This is a genomic window from Enterococcus alcedinis (assembly GCF_014635985.1).
In the GTDB taxonomy this organism is placed as follows: Bacteria; Bacillota; Bacilli; order Lactobacillales; family Enterococcaceae; genus Enterococcus_I; species Enterococcus_I alcedinis.
This window is the reverse complement of the sequence record NZ_BMDT01000006.1, coordinates 1-16,473: the sequence shown is the minus strand read 5'-3', so window position 1 is coordinate 16,473 and position 16,473 is coordinate 1. Positions and strand designations below refer to the sequence as shown.

Below are 16,473 nucleotides of genomic sequence, written 5' to 3'. Positions count from 1 at the left end.
AATGGAAAATAAAATAAATTGGGATGAGCTAGGCTTTAGTTATATCAAAACGCCTTGGCGCTTCCTTGCAAAATGGTCAGATGGTCACTGGCAACCTGGAGTACTTACCGAAGAAAATCAATTAACAATTAGTGAAGCATCGACTGCTTTACATTACGGTCAACAATGTTTTGAAGGACTAAAAGCTTATCGCCGAAAAGACGGTGGCGTCAACTTATTCCGTCCCGATCAAAATAGTCAGCGTTTAAATCGAAGTGCGCAACGACTTTATATGCCTGAAGTTCCAGAAGATTTATTTATCGAGGCAGTGACAGCGGTCGTTAAAGCCAATGAAGCCTTCGTACCACCATATGGTACGGGTGGCACACTTTATATTCGCCCATTATTGATTGGTGTCGGTGATATGATTGGTGTGCAACCTGCACCAGAATTTATTTTCACTGTTTTTTGTATGCCTGTTGGTCCTTATTTTAAAGGCGGATTGACACCGACAAACTTCATCGTATCTGATTATGATCGCGCTGCTCCAAATGGTACAGGTGCGATTAAAGTTGGCGGAAACTATGCGGCAAGTTTACTACCTGGTAAAGAAGCCCATGCTAAGAATTTTTCAGATTGTATTTATTTAGACCCACAAACCCATACAAAAATTGAAGAGGTCGGGTCAGCCAACTTCTTTGGTATTACAGCCGACAATGAATTCGTAACACCGATTTCGCCTTCAATTTTACCAAGTATCACAAAATACTCGCTTCTGTATTTAGCCGAGCACCATCTAGGCTTGACTGCGATTGAAGGCGACGTATTTATTGATCAACTCGATCGCTTTACTGAAGCCGGCGCTTGTGGTACGGCTGCCGTTATCTCGCCAATTGGTGGGATTCAAAACAAAGAAGACTTCCATGTTTTCTTTAGCGAAACCGAAGTCGGTCCCGTCACTAAAAAATTATATGATGAATTAACGGGCATTCAATTTGGGGATGTCAAAGCACCCGAAGGTTGGATTCTATCCGTCCTTTAAACCAAAAGAACTATTGACTAAATCTTGATTTTTAGCCAATGGTTCTTTTTTTGTCCGTTAAACAGTGTCATTAAATAAAAAAAGAGCCAAAACCCTTATAAATAAGGATTTCGACTCTCGAATAATTCAAAGGAATTATTTGATTGTTACAGCTGCGCCAACTTCTTCTAAAGCTGCTTTTAATGCTTCAGCATCTTCTTTAGAGATGTTTTCTTTAACTGCTGCAGGAGCGCTATCTACTAAACCTTTAGCTTCTTTCAAGCCAAGACCAGTTGCTTCACGAACTGCTTTGATAACTTTAACTTTTGAGTCACCAGCTGATGTTAATTCAACCGTGAATTCTGTTTGCTCTTCAGCTGCTGATGCACCCGCTGCTGCTACTGCTACAGGAGCTGCTGCAGATACGCCAAATTCTTCTTCGATAGCTTTTACTAAGCCACTTAATTCTAAGATTGTTGCGCCTTTTAGCTCTTCAACAATGTTTTCGATGTTCAATGCCATTTTTATTTCCTCCATTTAATATGAATGTTTTTTTATTTTTTGTGTTTATTTGTTAGGCAGCGATTAAGCTACTTCTTCGTCTTTGCTTTCGATAACTGCATTGACAGCGTAAGCCACGTTGCGGACTGGCGCTTGTAATACAGATAAAAGCATTGATAGAAGACCTTCGCGGCTTGGTAATTTTGCCAAAGCGATCATTTCTTCTAAAGAAGAAACTTTTCCTTCGATTACTCCGCCTTTAATTTCTAATGCTTTTGCTTCTTGTGCAAATTCGTCGATGATTTTCGCAGGTGCGACAACATCTTCGTTACTAAAAGCAATAGCAGTAGGACCTGTAAATACCTCATCTAAACCTTCTAAACCTGCTGCTTTCGCTGCACGTGAAAGGATAGAGTTTTTGATAACTTTGATCTCAACGCCAGCATCACGTAATTGTTTACGTAAACGAGTCACTTCATCAACAGTTAAACCACGGTAGTCTACAATAACTACAGAAGCTGCTGCTTTGAATTTCTCTGTTACTATTTCAACCTCTTGGGCTTTTTTAGCGATAATTGCTTCACTCATTATAAATTTCACCTCCTGATTTTGATGGTAGAGTCTTTTGAAAAACAAAAAACCCTATGCCACCGTAGACATAGAGGGACTATTGAATGTTTTCCATCAATAAACGTCCTCGGTAGGAATTATGACTTACGTCACCTACTGTCTTCGGTACAGTTAACTATTAACCTTAGCCATCTTACCATGGATAAGATGGCTAAGTCAACTATTTTATTTAAATATTAAAATGAGTTTTGATCCACATGAACACCAGGTCCGAATGTTGTCGTTACTGTGATATTCTTCATGTATTGACCTTTAGCTGCAGCAGGTTTTGCTTTCACTAAAACGTCATGGATTGTTTGGAAGTTTTCAATTAATTTTGTATCATCAAATGAAACTTTACCGATTGGAACATGAACGTTTCCAGCTTTGTCAACGCGGTAAGTTACTTTACCAGCTTTAACTTCTTCAATCGCTTTTGTAACGTCCATTGTTACTGTTCCAGTTTTAGGGTTAGGCATTAAACCTTTAGGACCTAAGACACGACCTAATTTACCAACTTCAGCCATCATATCTGGAGTTGCTACTACGACGTCAAAGTCGAACCAGCCACCTAAGATTTTTTTAGCTAAGTCGCCTTCGCCAACGTAATCAGCGCCAGCAGCTTCAGCTTCTTTTGCTTTTTCGCCTTTAGCGAATACTAATACAGATTGTGTTTTACCAGTTCCGTTAGGTAATACTACCGCTCCACGGATTTGTTGATCCGCTTTTTTAGGGTCTACGTTTAGACGGTAAGCAACTTCAACAGTTGCGTCAAATTTTGCGATATTTGTTTCTTTCGCTAACGCTACAGCTTCTTCTAATGAGTAAGCTTTCGTCGCGTCAACTTTTTTTAATGCATCTTGCATTTTTTTGCTTTTTTTAGCCATTTTTTGTGTTTCCTCCTTATGTGGTTATAACGGTTGAACCTCCCACGTATGCTGTGTTTTTCATTACAGTGCTAACTGAGAAGCTACTTCATTGGGTTTTGTAGAATTAAGCTACAGTGATTCCCATGCTTCGAGCAGTTCCTTCAACCATGCGCATTGCGGCTTCAACAGTCGCTGCGTTTAGGTCTTCCATTTTCAACTCAGCAATTTCTCTAACTTGGTCAGCAGTTACTGTCGCAACTTTTTCTTTGTTAGGAACGCCAGAACCTTTTTGAATGTTTGCTGCTTTCTTTAAAAGAACAGCTGCTGGTGGTGTTTTTGTTACGAATGTGAATGAACGGTCTTCGTATACAGAAATTACTACCGGAATGATTAAGCCTGCTTGGTCTGCTGTACGAGCGTTGAATTCTTTAGTGAATCCCATAATGTTAACGCCTGCTTGACCTAATGCTGGACCTACTGGTGGAGCTGGTGTTGCTTTACCTGCAGGAATTTGCAATTTAACGATTTTTTCTACTTTTTTTGCCACGAGACATACCTCCTTGAGTCCGTGATGTGGTTAATTGGAGATACAAATTTCTCCTCCCACGTGAATCCTTCATGTGCATAGACTAAACGCACACTCAAACATTATAGCAGAATGCATTGAAATAGCAACTACTTTGTTTACTTTTCTAGAATTTCTCTTGTTAAACGTTGTGCTGTTGGGCTAACGGCTAAGCCACCTTCCGCTGTCTCTCTAAAGATGCTTGGCATTTGTCGTCCGACACGATACATCGTTTCAATCACTTCATCAACAGGAATCACACTTTGAATACCTGCTAGCGCCATGTCAGCTGAAATAAATGCTTGTGATGATCCCAAGGCATTGCGTTTGACACAGGGTACCTCAACTAAGCCGGCAACAGGGTCACAAATCAAGCCCATCATATTCTTGAGCGTCATCGCAATCGCTTGCCCCGCTTGTTCGGCAGTTCCACCTTTAGCTAAGACAAGTGCTGCTGCCGCCATCGCGCTTGCCGATCCAATTTCAGCTTGACAGCCGCCTTCCGCTCCTGAAATCGATGCATTGTTTGCCATGACTAAGCCGAATGCACCCGCCGAAAACAAGAAATCTAATTGTTGACGACGATTCAATTGAAGTTTTTCACGACAAGCCATCAACACTCCTGGTACAACTCCCGCACTTCCGGCTGTTGGTGTTGCACAGACGAGTCCCATTTTGGCATTGACTTCATTGACACCAATTGCGTTTCGAACGGCCCGTAAAATTAAATCACCACTTAAAAAATCAGCCGTGGCTAAGTAGTCATCCATTCTTTTCGCATCGCCACCTGTTAATCCTGTGACAGATGTGACACCAGCCACACCTTCTTCAACCGATTGTTCCATTACTTTTAGATTCCGTTCCATTAAATCGAGAATTTCTTCCTTTGAACGGCCCGTCATTTCAATTTCAACTGCAATCATTAATTCTGCGACCGATTCATAATCGGCGCTTTGTTTAATTAAATCTTCCACTGAGTAAAACATTTTATTGCTCCTTTTATCCAAAATATGAAGCACTATAGACCGAATCGATTTGTTTTATCTTTTCTAAAAATGAATCTTGACGTTCGTCTGTTTCTATAATCATAATGGCCTTTTCGCCTTTTGATTCTCGGGTCACGGTCATCGTGCCAATATTAACTTCCGCTTCTGAAAACAATTGAGTGACTTTAGCAATCATTCCGGGAACATCTTGATGTACAATAATAAACGTTGGCGTCCCTAGAGATAACGAGAGCTTGAATCCATTGACTTCAGAAATCTGAATATTTCCACCGCCAATTGAAATTCCTGTCACCGTTAATTTATGCGCTCCTTTACTGACTCTCAACTGAACCATATTCGGGTGTTCGGCTTTTTCTTTTTTCGGAATAAACCCGACTTCCATCCCTGATTCATGAGCGATTTTCAGCGAATCTGCTAGACGTGGATCATCAGGCTCCATTCCTAGCAAACCACCAACTAAGGCAATATCCGTGCCGTGTCCACGATAAGTTTTTGCAAAAGATTCATATAAGTAAATATCAACCGTGTCCGGCAACATTCCAAAAATTCGGCGTACAACTTTGCCAATTCGCGCCGCTCCGGCTGTGTGCGAACTACTCGGACCGACCATAATCGGTCCAATGATATCAAAAACACTGCGGTACTTTAATTGTTCCACTTTAACACCTCTTTGTTTATAATCAATCCGTCAATCTAACCGACATTACTTTAACGCGAAGCCCTTCACAACGCAAGTAAAATAAGCACTTTTTAATCAAACTCGCCTCTTTTTCAATCGATTTTTGAAAACGCTGCCTTTGAGTTGTAAATACCTTAATTCAACTGCGTGATTACTTGATTGTCTAGCATTCATCAAGAACAAAAAAACGATAGACTAGGGCTTTTCCCCACTCTATCGTTTCTTATTCCAATTTACTCTCGCTACGAGAATAGACGGACTTTCGTTACTTCTTATTGGTATTAGCTTAATTGTTCAATTTGGTCATAATCTAACTCAGTACTCGTTTCACGACCAAACATTTCAACGTTTACTTTTAATTTATGCTTCTCATCATCGATTTCTGTTACTTGTCCTTCTAGACCAGCAAAAGCACCTTCGATAATTTTGATTGTTTCACCTAGAGAAAGAGTCAACTCAACATTACGGATATTCATACCTAATGATTTTAGAATGGAATTGATTTCTTCAGGTAATAATGGTGCAGGCTTACTTCCTGCGCCGTGTGAACCAACGAATCCTGTTACCCCTGGAGTGTTTCTGACAACATACCAAGACTCATCCGTCATTGTCATTTCAACTAAAACGTATCCTGGGAATGTTTTGTTAATTACTTCTTTTTCTTTCCCATTTTTAACTTCTTTTGTCGTTTCTTCTGGAACAACCACTCTAAAGATATAATCGCCCATTCTCATACTTTGAGCACGTGATTCGATATTTGCTTTTACACGGTTTTCATAACCTGAGTACGTATGTAGTACGTACCAACTTTTTTCAAAAGATTCCATTTTTTTGGCTCCTAATCTAATTTTCTTCAACGCAAACTAAAAAAACCTCGAGGATTCGAAGTTTTTTCTCAAACATATTATAGCACTTGAATCTCTTTTTTACTAGTAATAGCCCTGGATTATTATTTCAATATCCAACTAAATGCCGTTTGTACCCCAGTATCCATCACATAAAAAAGAATAGCAAAGATGATGGATGTTTGAATTACAATCATGGCATCTCGACGTAATTGTTTGCCTGTAGGCCATGTTACTTTTTTCATTTCCTCTTTAACACCGCGGATAAATTTCATCGATTAACCCCCTACTTGGTTTCTTTATGCATCGTATGTTTTTTACAATATTTACAAAATTTATTAACTTCTAATCGGTCTCCCTTTTTTCCTTCATTTACTGCTTTAGAGTAATTGCGGGAACCACAGATCGAACAAGCTAAGGCTGATTTTCTAACTGCCATTTTACGGCCTCCTTTGTCGCTTTACAAATAATCATTATGCTAAATTTAGCATGATTTTGAAAAACTGTCAATTCGAACTAGGACTTTCCTTATTTTTGTGATATTATAATTAAGTTAGAAATAGATGAAATTTGGAGGAGTAAACATGCTGTTAGCGTCTGCCGTTACAAAGAAAGATTCGTTGACTTTTGTGAATGAATCTCAAACGTTAGCTAAAGCGTTAGAATTTTTAGAAACATCAGATAAACGTTGTGCCCCAATATTAGATGATACAAATCAACTATTTAGAGGTAATATTTATAAGATGCACTTATATCGACACAAATCACAAGGTGGCGATATGACTTTACCCGTTACTTACTTATTAAAAAATGCGACAAAGTTTATTTACGACAACGCCTCGCCTTTTAATATCTTATTTAATTTACGTGACTTACCTTATATTGCTGTTTTAAATCAAAATAAAACATTTATCGGTGTCTTAATGCATGAAAAAGTACTCGACTTGTACTGGCAAGCTTTTGGTATGGACTCTGGTCATTGCCTATTAACCGTTGAAACAAACGGACGACAAAACGACTTAGCAAGCATCACCAAAATTGCAACAAAGCTTTCGTCATTGACGAACCTATTTGCTTTGAATGCGTTAGACACCCCTGGAAAACAAGTCATTCTGATGACTTTCCCGACAGAAACGGATCAACAAACGATTGATAAAATTGTGAATCGATTAGAAAAGAAACAGTTCCGAATCGCTCGATTAGAAAAAGTTTAAATAATAAAAGGCAGAAAAATGACGTTAGGGTGGTCATTCTTCTGCTTTTTATTTACTTTGTGAATCCCAATCATTCCTTCATATTAAACCAAACATTTTGAAACCAAACATTTTGGATTTTAGGTTGTAGAGTGAAGTCAAAAGCGTTTTGTTCAATGACTTCCCCATCCACTTGACAATATTGTTGCGTAGTTGAAACAATTCGTACTTTCGACGTTGAAAAATGAACAAATGCCTTTGATTTTTCTTGTTTTTTAAATAGTAACAAAAAGATCAAATGGAAAATCTTAAGCATCGAACGTTTTTCAACGACAACGCACTCCAGTTCAGCTGATTGACTATTGGCCATTGGAGCAATCGCAATTCCCCCACCGAAATAAGGGTGGTTTGTCATCGTACATAAAAAAGTTTTTTTGAAATTAAACGTTTGCCCATTTGCTTCGATTAATACGGGAAAGCCACGTTGTTTAAAAATCGCTTTGAAGATAGGCAATATATAAACAATAGAAGATAAGAAAAACTGGTTAAGCAACTGTTTCTTTTCTGCCTGAACTGTTTGATAAACTATCGCACCATCAATCCCGATTCCTAAGCTATTCACAACAACACCACGTGTCCCTGAAATTTGCTCTTCATAAGAAAAAATATTAATTTCTTTTGATTTTCCAGCTTTAATTATTTGCCAAAAAGCTTGTACAGGATCAAGCGAGATACCAAATCCACGGGCAAAATCATTCCCAGATCCCGATGGAATATAAGCAACGGGGGCTTCATTTTTTAAATAATCCAAACGTTCGATTACTTGATGTAAAGTACCATCACCACCAATTACAATTAACAAAGGAAATACTTTGTCTTCTTCGATTTGATCTTCTTTCCAAGGAATCAAAGTCGATTGGCTGAGTCTATCAATTAATGCAATTTCATGATCTTGATATTCTGTAAAATACATTGTATACGTATGTTGGTGTTTCTTTAATAACTCAACAATAATGTCGCTATGCCTTTGTCCTTTACCCCCACCAGAGGCGGGATTGACAATTAAATGATAATGGAATTTCAAACGGATACCTCTTCATCTCTTAATTATTTCTTAATATTATACCATGAAACATTTGATGGCAATAAAAAAGAGCATAAAAAAAATAGAATCCGATGATTTGTAGTTTTAACGTCTCTTGAATCGTTTCAAGTTTAATTGTTTCTTAGACGTGTCTACATTTTTACGCTAGAAGGTTCTTATGTCCACTTCGTCATGACGTAATTCATCGGATCCTTATTCAATTAGTAAGGAGAGACTCAAATTCCCACATCCTCTTCGTGTATTTTTAAGAGATTCACAACAATTCTTTTCATGTAGCACCTGTTTCGGCTACCTTACCGGGAATTCCTATGACTCCTTACACTTATAATATAGCATATTCTCGAAATAAAGCAAACGCTTACATTGTTTACCTACTGCCTAAGCACTTTTTTTAAACTTTTCTTAAAACTTTGTTATACTATCGAAGAATAAGGAGTGAAAAAATGAAATTTTACCATCTAATTGGCTTTTCTATTGTTCTTTTAGCCATTGAATTTACACTACTCGTCCTTTTAAAAATTGAATTAGCAATGATTACCCGCTGGATTTTTGTTTTCTTTCAAGGCATCACTTTGTTTTTTTATGGCTTTGCAATTGTCATCTACCTCATTGGATCAACTCGTAAAAAATGGGTCCTCAAACAACAAACACTTAATAAGTAAGGTTTTTAATTAAAAAATAAATTTGACACACCTATGTAAACAAGCTAGAATAAGCGCTGTGTCAAAATGCGGTTCATCAACCATCCCGCATCATCAAAACTTGGAGAAAGTAGGTATAGGAATGAGTCAAAAAAGAAGCGGCGTCAAAACACTGGCAGCCAACGCCATTGTCATGGCACTGTATATCGTATTAAGTTTAGTTTTACCATTTTCATCAGGAGCCATTCAATTTCGATTATCTGAGAGCTTAAATCACCTCGTCGTATTTAATCGCAAGCTTTTATGGGGTGTTTTAGGAGGTGTCATTGTCTATAATTTACTCTTTGGATTTGGTCCGCTTGATGTCTTATTCGGTGGGGGACAAACACTGCTTGCTCTAGCACTTACAGCAAGTCTGCATAAAGTAGTCCCTAATATCAAAATGCGTCTCGCATTAAACGTGCTCTTTTTTACAGCCAGCATGTTCTTAATCGCTATCATGTTAACCATTACAGCAGAATTGCCATTTTGGATGACCTTTGGAACAACAGCGTTAAGCGAATTCATTATTATGAGTATTTCCGCTCCAATCATGTATTGGATCAATAAAACGGTTCGCATCGAAGAACAAGTTTAATCTTAAAATCCAAACAAAAGGTTCTTGACATTTTACGTCAAGAACCTTTTTTAATTGCTTAATGAATTTGGAACCTTCCGACTTGTTGTTTTAATTGATCGGCAAGTTGTGTTAAATTACGAGAGACTTGAACAAATTCGGACATTGTCTGCATTTGTTTTTCACTTTGGGTGCCCGTCTCCTGACTTGTTTGAACGACTTGTTTACCTAATTCGGTCACAGTCTTAATCTCAGACACCAGTTGAAGTGTCCATTTTTCAATTTCTTCCGTTTCAGATGAAATAACTGTTGTTTGATCGGCTGCTTCGCGTGCTGCTAAATCAATTAACGCAAACGCTTCTTTTGTTTCATTAATTTGTTCAATCCCTTCCGCCACGATCGATTGTACGTCATCTCCTGTTTGAACGGATTGTGTCGACTCGATTTGCAATCGCTGAATCAGTGTCGATACTTGCTCAGCCGCTTGCTTGGTTTGTACTGACAATTCACGAACTTCTTCTGCGACGACTAAAAAGCCGCGTCCATGTTCTTGCGCACGAGCCGCTTCAATTGAGGCATTCAATGCAAGCAAATTTGTTTGTGTTGATATCCGACCAATAAAGGTCATGACTTGATCTATCTCTTTCGCATGTTGATTTAAACTGCGCGTAATCGCATTTGCTTCTTCTGTTTTGTGATGAATTCGTTTCATGTGAGAGATGGATTGACTAACAGACTGATTGCCTTTATTGGCCAAATCGACTGTTTTGGTAGCTGTTGTAGCCGAACGACGAATATTTCCTGTCATCGTTTGCACATGATCCGATATTTGTGCTAAATGCTGATTCGCATCGTCCGTTAATGTTTTTTGCTTCGTCATTAAGCCATTTGTTTTAGTAAGAGAATGTGCAATCGTATGAGTTGTTTCTTGTAGCTCTTCGGAATGATTTAACACTCGCAAAGAATTCTCAGTCGTTTGAACAGCTGCTTGATTAACTTCCCCAATAATTGTTTTTAGCTCGCTACGCATTTGGTTAAACCCTTGCGCCAAATTCCCCAGTTCATCTGTTGTTTCGACCGGTAAATCCTCTAAAACAAGGTTTCCTTGAGCTAGTTTTTCAACATGTTCTTGAATTTTGGCAAGTGGTCGAATGATTTTTTTGATAAATAAAAAAGTTACAATAGCCGCTAGAATCGGTAAAACGAGCGCTAGAATCAAACTCGCTTGATTGGTTTCCCACGTTCGTTCTCGAATGACAGCGCCATCAAAATCAATGGCATTGATTGCTATCATTTCATTCTTAGGATTGTGATCGCGAAAAATCGGCGCATATCCTGTTTGACGTTCGTGCCCATTTACCTCATAAATATCCGTATAATACATGTGTCCTTGTGATAAATGATCCAACGCTTCAGCTGTCAACTGTACTTGATCACCCACGGCCACACCAATTTTTTGTAAATGACTATCACTAGCAACAACCCTCCCTTCATTTGAGAGGATATAATGGGTTGAAAAAATAGGTTTGTGTTCCACTGTCCATTCAATCGCTTGATTGACTGCAGACAACATCTCCTGATCACCTTCAAGTAACGCTTCTAAATTTTTCGCGTCAATAATACCTGTTGTGATATTCGCACACCCTGTTAATTCAACACCTGCTGATGTTAATGTTTGTCGATAACCAAAGTAATAATTGGCTCCACCTAAAATCGACACACTTAAAAAGACAATAAAAACAACAATACCTGTGATTTTATTCGCTATATTATTTTTCATACTAACCTCCATTTTCACCTTTAAATAAAAACACTCCTTTCGATTAATCGGCTAGTTTTCTAAATATTTAATAGCACTTGCTTCTTTTTTCACATTTATTTTCCAAAGCAAAAAAAAGATGAACCACAATGGGTTCATCTTTTTTCAAGCATAAAATCATAAGGTGTTATTGATTCCATCCCAATCATCGGATCGACCACTTGTTGTTTCACCATTTCTACTGTCAGGTAAGAGGTCTGTGCTTCGTTAAACGAATCCGATGTGGTACTTGCTGTCTTCACTTCTTGTTCAACAGCTTTTTCTACTTTAAGAGGTGTTTTTTCTATTGATGAATGTTCAACAGATTTACCTTTGTCTTCAACCAACTGTTGATTTTCTTCGGATGGCAGTACTTCAAAAATACGTTCTTTTAGTGATGTTTGACGAATATGTGATTCTTGTTGAATGCTTTGTTGGTAAGCGCTAGGTTCACCTAATAAAATAAGAAGTTCTTTACTACGCGTCACAGCAGTATAAAGTAAATTACGTTGTAACATCCGACGGTATTGATGAACCATCGGTAAAATAACCATCTTGAATTCACTTCCCTGCGCCTTATGAATCGAACAACAATATGCTAAGGTAATTTGTTGCCATTCATTCCGGGTATAACTGACTTCAGTTAAATCGAAGCGAATCAGTAATTCATCCACTTTGTCTTCTGAATCTTTTGCGTAAGTAATGCCGACAATTTGTCCCATATCACCGTTGAAGACATTCTTTTCAGGCATATTTTGTAACTGTAAGACTTTGTCGCCAATTCGATAAACGACTTCGTGAAAATGAACTTCTTTTTTTTGTCCTTTTTCATTTGGATTAAAAATTTCTTGCATCATCTGATTTAAGGCGTTAATCCCTGCAACACCTCGATACATCGGTGCCAACACTTGAATATCTTGCGGCGTAAATCCTTTATCTTTAGCCTTCGTCACGATGTTCGCAATTATCGGCTCAATTTGATGAGCTTCGCAAGCAAAATAAGAACGATCTTTTTGATTTTGCGTTAGGTTTGCTGGCATTTGACCATTCTTAATGTCATGTGCCAAAGAAATAATACTCGATCCATCCCCTTGACGGTAGATTTCAGTCAATTCTTGTTTAGGGATTGCAGTGATTCCAAGTAAGTCATGCAAGACTTGCCCTGGTCCAACCGAAGGGAGTTGATCTTTATCTCCCACAAAAATGACTTGCATCCCTTCAGGTATCGCCTTAATCAAAGTATTCGCTAACCACGTATCAACCATTGACATCTCATCGACAATTAGCAGACCACCTGTTAGTTCTTTTGTTCCTTCTTCTGGCGCTCTTTCTCGGTTGTTCAAACCCAATAAACGATGGATTGTCCCACTCGGCAAGCCTGTCGTTTCATTCATTCGTTTGGCTGCACGTCCCGTTGGTGCAGCCAGTAGGATCGGAAAAGCTTCTTCAGCATTTGGTTTCATCTCTAAATCGATATCGTGAATTTCGGCAAACATTTGGACAATCCCGTTGATTACAGTTGTTTTACCTGTTCCTGGTCCACCCGTTAAGATAAACAATGGCGAGGATATCGCTTCTTTAATCGCTATTTCTTGCGAGGCACCGTATTGAATACCCAATCGTTTCTCAATTTTTCGCAAGTGTCTTTCTAACATCGAATCTTTATAATCATAAGCCTCTTGCTCATCCAATAAACGATGAATTTGCGTCGCAATGCCTACTTCTGCAAAATAAAGACTGTTTTCAAACAAACGTGTCCCCTCTTGTTTAATCTTACCCTCTTCAACTAATTCAATCACACAGTCAGCCAAAGCTTCTAGCTTGATCTCGACTCGTCGACTCGTTTCAAGTAACTGAATCGTACTTTCTAATAGATGTTGCGCCTCAATATATGTGTTACCACTTTGTAAGGCAAGTGCGAAGATTTGATAAAGTAAGGCGGCTCGTAATCGACGTGGAGAGGTTGCTTCAATTCCTAAATTTTCAGCAATTTGATCGGCTTTTGTAAAACCGATTCCTTCAATATCTTCGACTAAGCGGTAAGGATTTTCCTCAATCATTTCTAGCGCTTCATTTTGATACAGCTTATAGATGGCAAAAGCAAAATGACTGGTAAAACCATAACGATTCAAGCCAATAATAACTTGATCCATTCCGTAGTTTAAGCGGATTGTTTCAACAAGCATGTCACGTTTTTTTTGATTCAGTTGTGGTATTTCTTCTAAAATCGTCGGATCTTCCAAAATTCGATCAATCGCCGTTTCACCAAAGGTTTCGACAATTTTTTCAGCTGTTTTCTTACCAATCCCCGGAAATTTATCACTCGACAAAAAAGCAATCAGACCATTTTCAGAAGTCGGTTGTTCTTTTTGATACGTTTCAACCTTCAACTGTTTACCATATTTTGGATGCTCAACAATCTCACCAAAAAAACGATACAATTCCTCTTCTTGAATGTCACCAAAGTTACCAGTAATCACAATCTCATCTTCAATGGAGTCGGCATTGGACTCTGTTGTTTTCACTAAAATCACTTTATAAAAATTCGACGGGTTTTGAAAAAAAATAGCGACAACTTTGCCGACGATATAAGTTCTTTCAGACATTGTTGTTCGCTCCTTTTAAATGATATTTGATTAATCTAGTTTATCATTATCATAATGATGATTCAATTCTAATTGTGGAAATCCTTGTTGACGCAACGCTTCATAAACAATCATACAGGCTGTATTTGATAAATTCAACGAACGAACATGCTCATCATTCATTGGAATTCGCAAACATTTTTCTGAATTTTCGCGCATAAAAGATTCAGGAAGACCGGTTGTTTCTTTGCCAAAAATAAAAAAATGATCAGCGCCGTCTGCATAATTGACTTCACTATAGACACGATTGGCAAATTTTGAAATTAAATGTAGTGGACGTTCGCCAACAAATGCTAAAAATGCTTCCAAATTTTTATGGTAATGAATTTCAACGTCGTGCCAATAATCGAGTCCTGCGCGTTTTAATTGCTTATCATCGATCGAAAAACCAAAAGGTTCGATTAAGTGTAGTGGGGTGTTAGTTGCGGCACAAGTACGTGCGATATTTCCCGTATTCGCAGGGATTTGTGGTTCGAATAAAGCAATATGATTCATCTTTGTCCCTCTTTTTCTGTAAGTTTTCATTTGTGTAAAATATTAAAAAAAAAACGTAGCAACTCGGTGTCTAGCACGGCGAGTTATTACGTTAGTGAAGTATTTATCACTAACTTTTATCAGAACAGGATGCTGATAAAAACCAATGAAAAATGACTTGTTCTTAATATACCATTCGAATCTGTGGAATTCAATAAATTAATATTAGAATGTTCACATAAACTTCAATTTTGTCACTTAATATTCACCAATTAGAATTTCTAAATCAATTGTGATCTTTTTTAATGGATCTTTTTGAACTTTTGCTTTAATTTCATCCGAAACACCCCACTCAAGCGGCGACATCTCTAATAAGGATAAGCGACAACTTTCAGGAATATCAAAAGTGTATTTCAATGTTTTTGTTGTGACTTTCGTAAAAGTTTCTTGAAACTTGTCAACAACAGCTTCGTTCGAATACTGCTGCTTTACTGCATCTTCCGGATAAAAAGCTTGGCGCAATTCACTAAGATACAAACTTCCTGGTACGACTTTAATCACTTTACCACCCGGTGTTAAGACGCGTTTGAACTCTTGGTAATTTGAAGGTGAAAATATATTTAAAATAGTCGTGAAGCTACCCGATTGAAAAGGCAAGTTCGTTAAATCTGCCACACACCAAAATAATTGATTCGCATAATCAGAAGCTAAATAAATCCCTTCTTTTGAAATATCAAAACCAATACTTGGTTTTAAATTTACCTTCGTTGCTAATTGAGCTAGGAAGCTCCCTTCGCCACACCCAACATCTAACACCCTTTGTTGCTCACACTCAAGCGCCAAGAGATCAATCAATGGTTGATACATTCCATTTGTAATTAAATTCCGACGATGCTGAAACATAACTTGATTATAATCCGTTTGAATTTGATGGTCTAAAAAATAGGGCGTGCCTTTTTTAGATAAATCAAAGCGGTGGCCATTCGTACAAACCAATGACTTCTCTTTTCCGGCTAGTGGCTGATGACACTTCGGACAACGAAACAATTGGGATTCTTTTTGTATAAATGCCGCTCCGCGATCAATTTTTTTTAACACGACGTCACCTCTCCTTTACTTTCGTTCTTACTTTAGCACATTTTTATGCTAAAATGGAAGTAACTAAAAAGAATAGTTAGGGAGCGAATTAAATGTTAAAAGAATTTTGTGCTGAGAACTTTACTGATATTCCTGCAGCAATTGCTAAAGGGGTTAAACGAATTGAATTGTGCGACAACTTAACCGTTGGTGGAACCACTCCAAGTGCTGGTGTTATTGAAAATGCCATTAGTTATGCGCATGATCACGGTGCACAAATTATGACGATTATTCGTCCTCGTGGAGGCAACTTTGTTTATAATGATTATGAATTAAAAATCATGGAAACCGATTTAGTTGAAGCGAAAAAATTTGGTACGGATGGTGTCGTTATCGGTTGCTTGACAGAAGACGGTTGGTTAGACGAAGAAGCGCTTGAGGTCTTAATTGATCGAGCTGTTGGTCTACAAATCACTTTCCATATGGCTTTTGATGCAATGCCTACTGAAATGCAATATGAAGCAATTGATTGGTTAGCAGAACGTGGTGTGGATCGTATCTTAACACATGGCGGCCCTGCTGGCACACCGATTAGCGATAACTATCAACACTTAAGAGAGCTAATTTCTTATGCAAATGGTCGTTTGATGATCTTACCTGGTGGTGGCGTAAACTTTGAAAATGCCGATGAAGTCGCTGAGATGCTAGGTGTCACAGAAGTTCACGGTACACGAATTGTCGATATCTAAATAAAAAGGCCTGCCTTACGTCGATTTGTATTGAAGTGCTCCCTGTCAAGTAGACAGTGTTAAAAACAAAAACTAATATTTTAGATTACGCATTCTCTTA

The 16,473-nt window shown here is 38.1% G+C and carries 19 protein-coding genes and 1 other annotated feature; of the genes, 5 read left to right on the top strand and 14 right to left on the bottom strand.

Features of this window, described 5'->3' with window-relative positions:
- Position 1: 1 nt before the first annotated feature.
- Entirely contained in the window at positions 2 to 1,021 is a 1,020-nt protein-coding gene (locus IEV09_RS07320; protein ID WP_188367635.1) for a branched-chain amino acid aminotransferase, read from the top strand.
- A gap of 135 nt (positions 1,022 to 1,156) precedes the next feature.
- Here the strand turns inward: IEV09_RS07320 and rplL are convergent, their stop codons facing one another.
- The 9 genes from rplL to rpmG all read right to left on the bottom strand — a co-directional run bounded on the left by rplL (position 1,157) and on the right by rpmG (position 6,514).
- A complete protein-coding gene (gene rplL / locus IEV09_RS07315; RefSeq protein WP_188367634.1) occupies positions 1,157 to 1,522 on the bottom strand; it encodes a 50S ribosomal protein L7/L12 in 366 nt (121 codons plus the stop codon).
- 63 nt (positions 1,523 to 1,585) lie between these two features.
- Positions 1,586 to 2,089: a 50S ribosomal protein L10 gene (rplJ, locus tag IEV09_RS07310; RefSeq protein ID WP_188367633.1), complete on the bottom strand. Its 504-nt coding sequence runs from the start codon at positions 2,087 to 2,089 to the stop codon at positions 1,586 to 1,588.
- 36 nt (positions 2,090 to 2,125) lie between these two features.
- Positions 2,126 to 2,255, bottom strand: a sequence feature (ribosomal protein L10 leader region).
- 52 nt (positions 2,256 to 2,307) lie between these two features.
- Positions 2,308 to 2,997 carry a 50S ribosomal protein L1 gene (gene rplA / locus IEV09_RS07305; protein ID WP_188367632.1) on the bottom strand — a complete coding sequence of 230 codons (690 nt, stop codon included), beginning with the start codon at positions 2,995 to 2,997 and terminating at the stop codon, positions 2,308 to 2,310.
- 106 nt (positions 2,998 to 3,103) lie between these two features.
- Positions 3,104 to 3,526, bottom strand: a complete 423-nt coding sequence (gene rplK, locus IEV09_RS07300) for a 50S ribosomal protein L11 (protein WP_188367631.1) — start codon at positions 3,524 to 3,526, stop codon at positions 3,104 to 3,106.
- 137 nt (positions 3,527 to 3,663) lie between these two features.
- Positions 3,664 to 4,530: an L-serine ammonia-lyase, iron-sulfur-dependent, subunit alpha gene (gene sdaAA / locus IEV09_RS07295; protein ID WP_188367630.1), complete on the bottom strand. Its 867-nt coding sequence runs from the start codon at positions 4,528 to 4,530 to the stop codon at positions 3,664 to 3,666.
- 13 nt (positions 4,531 to 4,543) lie between these two features.
- Entirely contained in the window at positions 4,544 to 5,209 is a 666-nt protein-coding gene (gene sdaAB / locus IEV09_RS07290; protein WP_188367629.1) for an L-serine ammonia-lyase, iron-sulfur-dependent subunit beta, read from the bottom strand.
- Between the two features lie 302 nt (positions 5,210 to 5,511).
- The gene (nusG, locus tag IEV09_RS07285) at positions 5,512 to 6,057 is read right to left on the bottom strand and encodes a transcription termination/antitermination protein NusG (RefSeq protein ID WP_188367628.1); all 546 of its coding nucleotides are present in this window, start codon (positions 6,055 to 6,057) and stop codon (positions 5,512 to 5,514) included.
- Between the two features lie 122 nt (positions 6,058 to 6,179).
- Positions 6,180 to 6,350, bottom strand: coding sequence for a preprotein translocase subunit SecE (secE, locus tag IEV09_RS07280; RefSeq protein WP_188367627.1), 171 nt, complete (start codon positions 6,348 to 6,350; stop codon positions 6,180 to 6,182).
- A gap of 11 nt (positions 6,351 to 6,361) precedes the next feature.
- Positions 6,362 to 6,514 carry a 50S ribosomal protein L33 gene (rpmG, locus tag IEV09_RS07275; protein ID WP_188367626.1) on the bottom strand — a complete coding sequence of 51 codons (153 nt, stop codon included), beginning with the start codon at positions 6,512 to 6,514 and terminating at the stop codon, positions 6,362 to 6,364.
- 145 nt (positions 6,515 to 6,659) lie between these two features.
- On the opposite strand from rpmG, the gene cbpA reads away from it, so the two are divergent.
- Complete coding sequence (cbpA, locus tag IEV09_RS07270) at positions 6,660 to 7,289, top strand: cyclic di-AMP binding protein CbpA (RefSeq protein WP_188367625.1); 630 nt, start codon at positions 6,660 to 6,662, stop codon at positions 7,287 to 7,289.
- 70 nt (positions 7,290 to 7,359) lie between these two features.
- On the opposite strand, the gene IEV09_RS07265 is transcribed toward cbpA, so the two are convergent.
- Positions 7,360 to 8,352, bottom strand: a complete 993-nt coding sequence (locus IEV09_RS07265) for a diacylglycerol/lipid kinase family protein (RefSeq protein ID WP_188367624.1) — start codon at positions 8,350 to 8,352, stop codon at positions 7,360 to 7,362.
- A 464-nt stretch (positions 8,353 to 8,816) separates the two neighbouring features.
- On the opposite strand from IEV09_RS07265, the gene IEV09_RS07260 reads away from it, so the two are divergent.
- A complete protein-coding gene (locus IEV09_RS07260) occupies positions 8,817 to 9,035 on the top strand; it encodes a hypothetical protein (RefSeq protein ID WP_188367623.1) in 219 nt (72 codons plus the stop codon).
- 121 nt (positions 9,036 to 9,156) lie between these two features.
- Complete coding sequence (locus tag IEV09_RS07255) at positions 9,157 to 9,651, top strand: QueT transporter family protein (protein ID WP_188367622.1); 495 nt, start codon at positions 9,157 to 9,159, stop codon at positions 9,649 to 9,651.
- Between the two features lie 58 nt (positions 9,652 to 9,709).
- Here the strand turns inward: IEV09_RS07255 and IEV09_RS07250 are convergent, their stop codons facing one another.
- The 4 genes from IEV09_RS07250 to IEV09_RS07235 form a co-directional block, all read right to left on the bottom strand.
- Positions 9,710 to 11,410 carry a methyl-accepting chemotaxis protein gene (locus IEV09_RS07250; protein ID WP_188367621.1) on the bottom strand — a complete coding sequence of 567 codons (1,701 nt, stop codon included), beginning with the start codon at positions 11,408 to 11,410 and terminating at the stop codon, positions 9,710 to 9,712.
- A 134-nt stretch (positions 11,411 to 11,544) separates the two neighbouring features.
- Entirely contained in the window at positions 11,545 to 14,034 is a 2,490-nt protein-coding gene (gene recD2, locus IEV09_RS07245) for an SF1B family DNA helicase RecD2 (protein WP_188367620.1), read from the bottom strand.
- A gap of 30 nt (positions 14,035 to 14,064) precedes the next feature.
- Entirely contained in the window at positions 14,065 to 14,568 is a 504-nt protein-coding gene (gene trmL / locus IEV09_RS07240) for a tRNA (uridine(34)/cytosine(34)/5-carboxymethylaminomethyluridine(34)-2'-O)-methyltransferase TrmL (protein WP_188367619.1), read from the bottom strand.
- A 237-nt stretch (positions 14,569 to 14,805) separates the two neighbouring features.
- On the bottom strand, positions 14,806 to 15,645 hold the full coding sequence (locus IEV09_RS07235; RefSeq protein ID WP_188367618.1) for a methyltransferase domain-containing protein: 840 nt from the start codon (positions 15,643 to 15,645) through the stop codon (positions 14,806 to 14,808).
- 92 nt (positions 15,646 to 15,737) lie between these two features.
- Here IEV09_RS07235 and IEV09_RS07230 point away from each other — a divergent pair, with 92 nt between their 5' ends.
- Entirely contained in the window at positions 15,738 to 16,373 is a 636-nt protein-coding gene (locus IEV09_RS07230; RefSeq protein WP_188367617.1) for a copper homeostasis protein CutC, read from the top strand.
- Positions 16,374 to 16,473: the final 100 nt, after the last annotated feature.

Excerpts from the sequence above, each read along its gene's own strand:
- IEV09_RS07320 (WP_188367635.1), top strand. The coding sequence starts at position 2 with ATGGAAAATAAAATAAATTGGGATGAGCTAGGCTTTAGTTATATCAAA.
- rplL (WP_188367634.1), bottom strand. The coding sequence starts at position 1,522 with ATGGCATTGAACATCGAAAACATTGTTGAAGAGCTAAAAGGCGCAACA.
- rplJ (WP_188367633.1), bottom strand. The coding sequence starts at position 2,089 with ATGAGTGAAGCAATTATCGCTAAAAAAGCCCAAGAGGTTGAAATAGTA.
- rplA (WP_188367632.1), bottom strand. The coding sequence starts at position 2,997 with ATGGCTAAAAAAAGCAAAAAAATGCAAGATGCATTAAAAAAAGTTGAC.
- sdaAA (WP_188367630.1), bottom strand. The coding sequence starts at position 4,530 with ATGTTTTACTCAGTGGAAGATTTAATTAAACAAAGCGCCGATTATGAA.
- nusG (WP_188367628.1), bottom strand. The coding sequence starts at position 6,057 with ATGGAATCTTTTGAAAAAAGTTGGTACGTACTACATACGTACTCAGGT.
- secE (WP_188367627.1), bottom strand. The coding sequence starts at position 6,350 with ATGAAATTTATCCGCGGTGTTAAAGAGGAAATGAAAAAAGTAACATGG.
- rpmG (WP_188367626.1), bottom strand. The coding sequence starts at position 6,514 with ATGGCAGTTAGAAAATCAGCCTTAGCTTGTTCGATCTGTGGTTCCCGC.
- cbpA (WP_188367625.1), top strand. The coding sequence starts at position 6,660 with ATGCTGTTAGCGTCTGCCGTTACAAAGAAAGATTCGTTGACTTTTGTG.
- IEV09_RS07260 (WP_188367623.1), top strand. The coding sequence starts at position 8,817 with ATGAAATTTTACCATCTAATTGGCTTTTCTATTGTTCTTTTAGCCATT.
- IEV09_RS07255 (WP_188367622.1), top strand. The coding sequence starts at position 9,157 with ATGAGTCAAAAAAGAAGCGGCGTCAAAACACTGGCAGCCAACGCCATT.
- IEV09_RS07250 (WP_188367621.1), bottom strand. The coding sequence starts at position 11,410 with ATGAAAAATAATATAGCGAATAAAATCACAGGTATTGTTGTTTTTATT.
- recD2 (WP_188367620.1), bottom strand. The coding sequence starts at position 14,034 with ATGTCTGAAAGAACTTATATCGTCGGCAAAGTTGTCGCTATTTTTTTT.
- trmL (WP_188367619.1), bottom strand. The coding sequence starts at position 14,568 with ATGAATCATATTGCTTTATTCGAACCACAAATCCCTGCGAATACGGGA.
- IEV09_RS07230 (WP_188367617.1), top strand. The coding sequence starts at position 15,738 with ATGTTAAAAGAATTTTGTGCTGAGAACTTTACTGATATTCCTGCAGCA.